At 63.2% G+C, this 1,025-nt stretch carries 1 protein-coding gene; it reads left to right on the top strand.

What is annotated here, in order from left to right:
• The first annotated feature begins 82 nt into the window (after positions 1–82).
• Complete coding sequence (locus ACYSMN_RS25470) at positions 83–1,024, top strand: transposase (protein WP_488926750.1); 942 nt, start codon at positions 83–85, stop codon at positions 1,022–1,024.
• Position 1,025 lies beyond the last annotated feature (1 nt).

Below are 1,025 nucleotides of genomic sequence, written 5' to 3'. Positions count from 1 at the left end.
AACGCTTGGTGTGAGTTCGGTTAGAGGATGTTGCGGGAGAAAAAACGAAAGGTGCCGTGTTGGCACCGAGTAGTTTCATCTCTTGCCAGAGAACCACCCGATGCTCGACCGCGACACCTTTCTGACCGCCTTATACGTGTACATTGACGACTTTGTGCAAACCCAGCTGCCCAGCCGCCGCCCCGGACCCGCCCCAGCACTGAGCGCGAGCGAAGTGCTGACGCTGCTGCTCTTTGCGCAGTGGCGCGATTTTGCTAGTGGCCGCGACTTCTACCGCTACGCCCAAGCCGAGTTGCGCGGCTGCTTTCCGCACCTGCCCGATCGGTCACAGTTCGTGCGCCAGGCCCAGCGTTGTTTTCCGCTACTCACCGCCTGCCTGCGCCAGTTGGCTCAGCACCTGGGAGCCAGCCAGGCCCCCTATCAGGTGCTGGACCTGACGCCGCTGCCCGTACGCGACGCGAAGCGCCGGGGCAGCAGTTGGCTGGACGGACAGGCCGCGCTAGGCCACAGCACTCGCCTAGGCTGGTTCTTTGGCTTTCAACTGCTGCTGGCCGTCAGCCCCCAGGGCGTGATTACGGGCTTTGCCCTGGCTGCCGGCAATGCCAAGGAGCAGCCATTGACCGATACGTTTCTACGCGCCCGTCTACGCGCCCGTGCCGGGCAACCGGCCCCGGCCGCGAGTGTGGGGGCCGCCTACCCGGGGCCGTATGTGACCGACAAAGGCTTTGAAGGCATGAGCCGGCACGGCCATAGCCACGTGTTGACCGCTCCAAAAGCCGACAGTCGGCGGCGGTGGAGTAAGCCTTGGCGGCAATGGCTGGCCCGGCGACGCCAGATTGTAGAAACGGTCAACGAAAAGCTCCACAACTACTTGAATCTGAGCCGGCCCACGGCGCGACGCCACAGCCTGCTAGGCTGGTTGGTGCAAACCGCAGCGGCCTGCACAATCCATAATCTGCTGGTCCACCTCAACGTAGAGTGGCAAAGGCCAGCCCTGGCTTTTGCGGACCTCTTCCGTTGTTAAC

The organism is Hymenobacter sp. M1-2 (assembly GCF_057808495.1).
Note: the sequence above shows the minus strand (reverse complement) of the source record. Positions and strands in the feature narration are given on the sequence as shown.